Source organism: Mesorhizobium sanjuanii (assembly GCF_002529485.1).
Lineage (GTDB): Bacteria > Pseudomonadota > Alphaproteobacteria > Rhizobiales > Rhizobiaceae > Mesorhizobium > Mesorhizobium sanjuanii.
The window spans coordinates 1-4763 of sequence record NZ_NWQG01000239.1; the positions used below are offsets into that span (position 1 = coordinate 1).

Genomic DNA, 4763 nt, shown 5'->3' on the forward strand with positions numbered 1-4763 from the left:
CCTGTTGCTGGCGATCTTTGCCGCGGCGTCGCGCGCCAGGGCCGGCATCGAGGTCACCGCGCCGGTCGCGCTGGTGGCCGGCGACCGCCAGTCGGACGGGATTTTCCCGCAATGGTCGATCGCGCAAAACATCGGCATCCGATCGCTGGCGCGGCTGCGCAGCGGCCTCTTGATCTCGCCGCGGCGCGAAGCCGAACTCGCCGGCTTCTGGCGCGAGAAAATCGGCATCCGCACCCTCGACATGAACAACAACATCTTCTCGCTGTCCGGCGGCAACCAGCAGAAGGCGCTGTTTGCCCGGGCGCTCGGTTCCGACGCCAGGATCGTGCTGATGGACGACCCGATGCGCGGCGTCGATATCGGCACCAAGCTCGAGGTCTACGACCTGGTGCGCGAAGAGGCCCGTAACGGCCGCACCTTCCTCTGGTACACAACCGAAACCGAAGAGCTCGACAATTGCGACCACATCCATGTCTTCAAGAACGGCCGCATCGTAGCCAACCTAAGCCGCGACGAGCTGACGGAGGAAAAGATCATCCAGTCCTCATTCGGCGACGCGGCCTGAGATGACAGCGGCATCCGTCGAGAGTGGGATCAGGGGGTCTGCCGAGCGCGACAAGCTGGCGCGGGCGCGCATGCTGCGCGGCCTGCTGCCGGCCCTGTCGCTGGTGCTGGTGCTGCTGGCGATCGGCTGGCTCAATCCGCGTGCCATCAGCTATTTCGGCTTCAGCCTGATGCTCAACCTGGCGATCCCGATCGCTCTGGCGACGATCGCGCAGATGTTCGTCATAGCCGGCAACGAGCTGGACCTGTCGATCGGCACCTTTGTCGGTTTCGTCGGCTGCGTCACCGCGACATGGCTGAAGGATGCGCCGCTCATCGGCGTCCTGATCCTGCTCGGATCGATCGGCGTCTACGCGCTGCTCGGCGCCTTGATCCATCTGCGCAATTTGCCTTCGATCGTGGTGACGCTCGGCATGAGCTTCGTCTGGCAGGGGCTGGCGATCCTCGTCCTGCCGAAGCCCGGCGGCAAGGCGCCGGACTGGCTGCTGTCGCTCATGGCGTTCAAGCCGCCTTTGATTCCGTTCCCGATCATCGCCGCACTGCTGATCGCGGCGGTCGTCCATTTTGGGCTGATGCGCACGTCCTATGGCGTGATCCTGCGCGGTTCGGGCGGCAATGCCGCGGCACTCGAGCGCGCCGGCTGGTCGCTGCTTCGCACCAAGATCGTGCTGTTTGCGCTAGCCGGTCTGTTCGGCGTGCTGTCGGGCATGGCGCTGATCGGCATCACCACCTCGGCCGACGCCAATATCGGCAATGGCTACACGCTGCTGTCGATCGCCGGCGTCATCCTTGGCGGCGGCGAATTCGTCGGCGGCCGGGTGTCGCCGATCGGCGCGGTGCTCGGGGCGCTGACGCTGGCGCTGGCCGCCTCGCCGTTGTTGACCTTCATGCATATCCCGCCCGACTGGCAGGTGGCGGCCAACGGCGCCATCCTGATCATCGTGCTGGCGGCCCGGGTGCTGATAAGCCGCAGGGAGAGATGAGCGATGGCTTCGCTACGATTGCTGCTCGCCAAACCCTGGATCTGGTCGTTCATCGGCGCCTTGCTGGTATGGCTGGCGACCATCGCCTTCACCGGCGGCTATGGCGGCGGCGGCATGATCACGGCAGCCCTTTCGCTTGCCGTCTTCACCGTCATCGTCGGCGTCGGCCAGATGTTCGTCATCACGCTCGGGCCGGGCAATGTCGACCTGTCGCTGCCGGCCAATATCGGCCTTGCCAGCGCCGTCGCCATGAAGGTGATGGACGGTAGTGATGCGATGATCGCCGTCGGCCTGCTGGCGGCACTCGCCTGCGGCATGGCGATCGGCGCCGCCAACTATCTCTTGATCTGGGCGCTGCGCATTCCACCGATCATCGCCACGCTGTCGGCCAGCTTCATCATCCAGTCGATCGACATCAGCTATGGGCGCGGCCTGCAGATCAAGCCGCCGCCGGGCTTCGCCGATTTCACCAACTGGCAGATTTTGGGCATTCCGGTTCTGGCGATCCTGACGGTGCTGTTCACCATAGGTGCCGCGATCGCGCTGCAGCGCATGATCTATGGCCGTTCGGTGCTGGCGATCGGCCAGAACATCCGCGCCGCGTGGCTGGCCGGCGTCAATGTCGGCCGCATCCGCTTCCTCACCTACACGCTGTCCGGCGCGCTCGGTGGTCTCGACGGGGCGCTGCTTGCCGGCTATTTTCGCGGCGCCAATGTCGACATCGGCAATGAGTACCTCCTGGCCTCGATCGCCGTGGTCGTTATCGGCGGCACGTCGGTGGCCGGCGGCAAGGCCAATGTGCCGGGCGTCTGGGGCGCGGCACTGTTCCTGGTGCTGCTTTTGACCATGCTCAACACGTTCGGCGTCAGCGCCGGCGTCCGGCTGTTGCTGACTGGGCTGATCATCGTCGGGGTGATCACCGCCGCGGGCGGCCAGAAGGCGTTGCGCTGAGGCGCCTGCTTCCATTGATCCAGGGCTGGCAGAATACCGGCCTGGCCGGAAATCCGGTTCCAATCGGGATACTGGCCCTGTAAACACCCGCAGGCGCGGTTGCTATTGCGGGAGGTTCTGCTTGTCCGATTTCGTCAGCGTTACAAATGACGGCAATGTCGCCATAGTCAGCATCGACAACCCGCCGGTCAACGCGTTGAGCTTCCATGTCCGCGAGCCGCTGATGCATGCGCTGGTTGCCTTGCGGGACGAACCTTCAGTGACGGCCATCGTCATCGCCTGTGCCGGCCGGACCTTTGTTGCCGGCGCCGACATCACCGAGTTCGGCAAGCCGGTGCAGCAGCCCGATCTGCGCGCCATCGTGGCTGTGCTGGAGGCCATCACCAAGCCGACGGTCGCAGCCATTCACGGCACCGCGCTCGGCGGCGGCCTGGAACTGGCGCTCGGCTGCCATTTTCGTATCGCGGATGCCGGCGCGAAGCTCGGCCTGCCGGAGGTGAAGCTCGGCCTGCTGCCGGGCGGCGGCGGCACGGCGCGCTTGCCGCGCCTGGTCGGCGCGGTGAAAGCGCTCAGGATGATCGTGTCCGGTTCGCCGATCGGTGCGGATGAGGCGCACGCCGCCGGTCTCGTCGATGCCGTCTTCGAAGGCGATCTGACCACGCATGCCGTGAACTTCGCCAGGGAAATCGCCCGCAAGGGTGGTCCCTTCTCGCCGGTACGCGATCGCAACGACGGGCTTCGAGAAACTGACCTGGTGGGCTTCGACGCCGAGGCGGCGGATCTCGCCAGGAAGGCGCGGGGCCTTGAAGCGCCGATCGCCTGCGCGCAGGCGGTGCGCAATGCGATTGCGCTGCCCTTCGACGAAGCGCTGGCGGCGGAGCGCGCGCTGTTCCTGAAATTGGTGGGAGGCGACCAGTCGCGCGCGCAGCGGCATCTGTTCTTCGCCGAACGTGAGGCGGCAAAGATTCCCGGCAAGGATATCGCCAGGCGCAAGATCGCGCGCATTGGCGTCATCGGCGCCGGCACGATGGGCGGCGGCATCGCCATGGTCTTCGCCAGTGGCGGCTACCCCGTCACCTTGCTGGAAACCAGCGGCGAGGCGCTGGAGCGCGGCTTGGCGACGATCGGCAGGAACTATGGTGTTTCCGTCGCGCGCGGTTCGTTGAGCGAAGAGGCCAAGCGCCAGCGGCTCGGCCTGTTCAAGGGCACGACGGATTATGGCGATCTCGCCGATTGCGACCTGATCGTCGAGGCGGTGTTCGAGGAGATGGCGGTCAAGAAGGATGTGTTCGGCAGGCTCGACGCGGTGGCCAGACCGGGCGCGATCCTCGCCACCAACACCTCCTATCTCGACGTCAATGAAATCGCCGCCTCGATCTCGCGGCCGCAGGATGTGCTTGGCCTGCACTTCTTTTCCCCGGCAAATGTCATGAAGCTGCTGGAGATCGTGCGCGCCGAGAAGACCGCGCCGGACGCGCTGGTGACGGTTGTCGAGCTGGCGCGGCGCATCGGCAAGGTGCCGGTCGTCGTCGGCGTCTGCCATGGCTTCGTCGGCAATCGGATGCTCGCCGCGCGCGGCGCCGAGTCCGAGGCGCTGCTGCTGGAAGGCGCGACGCCCAGCCAGATCGACCGGGCGTTCACCGATTTCGGCTGGCCGATGGGGCCATTCCAGATGGGCGACCTTGCCGGTCTCGATATAGGCTGGCGCAACCGCAAGGCGCGCGGCCAGACGGCGGTGATTGCCGACACGCTCTGTGAGCAGGGGCATTTCGGCCAGAAGACCGGAAGCGGCTTTTACCTATACGAGAATGGATCTCGTATACCGGTAGCCAATCCGGAGGTCGAAGCGCTGATCCGCGACAAGGCGACCGAGCGCGGCATCGCCTCACGCGTGATCGGCACTGACGAGATCATCGAGCGCACGCTCTATCCCCTGGTCAACGAAGGCGCCAAAATCCTCGAGGAGAAGATCGCCGCCCGCGCATCCGACATCGATGTCGTCTGGGTCAATGGCTACGGCTTTCCGGTCGGCAAGGGCGGGCCGATGTTCTGGGCCGGCCTCGAAGGTGTGGACAAGATCGTCGCGCGGCTCGACCACTGGCACGAGCGGACCGGCCGGCAAGTCTTCAAGCCGGCGCCGCTGATCAGGCGGATGGCCGGGACCGGGTCGTGGGAAAGCGGCGCCGAAACAGCCTGAGCGAGGCCATTTCCGAAATCGTGGATGAAGGGGGTTCGAGCCTCCGATTCCCCCAGCGGTGATTGCCG

General features: G+C 65.8%; 4 protein-coding genes. All 4 read left to right on the plus strand.

What is annotated here, in order from left to right; translation table 11 throughout:
* Positions 1–565: ATP-binding cassette domain-containing protein (locus tag CN311_RS28760; protein WP_133117281.1), on the plus strand; the 565-nt coding region annotated here is incomplete at its 5' end.
* Position 566: 1 nt separating this feature from the next.
* The gene (locus CN311_RS28765) at positions 567–1547 is read left to right on the plus strand and encodes an ABC transporter permease (RefSeq protein ID WP_097577005.1); all 981 of its coding nucleotides are present in this window, start codon (positions 567–569) and stop codon (positions 1545–1547) included.
* Positions 1548–1550: 3 nt separating this feature from the next.
* Positions 1551–2498: an ABC transporter permease gene (locus CN311_RS28770; RefSeq protein WP_097577006.1), complete on the plus strand. Its 948-nt coding sequence runs from the start codon at positions 1551–1553 to the stop codon at positions 2496–2498.
* A 121-nt stretch (positions 2499–2619) separates the two neighbouring features.
* Positions 2620–4695 (plus strand): 3-hydroxyacyl-CoA dehydrogenase NAD-binding domain-containing protein, encoded by a 2076-nt coding sequence (locus CN311_RS28775; protein ID WP_097577007.1) that lies wholly within the window; start codon positions 2620–2622, stop codon positions 4693–4695.
* Positions 4696–4763 lie beyond the last annotated feature (68 nt).

Coding starts and splice junctions, on each gene's coding strand:
- CN311_RS28765 (WP_097577005.1), top strand. CDS start 567: ATGACAGCGGCATCCGTCGAGAGTGGGATCAGGGGGTCTGCCGAGCGC.
- CN311_RS28770 (WP_097577006.1), top strand. CDS start 1,551: ATGGCTTCGCTACGATTGCTGCTCGCCAAACCCTGGATCTGGTCGTTC.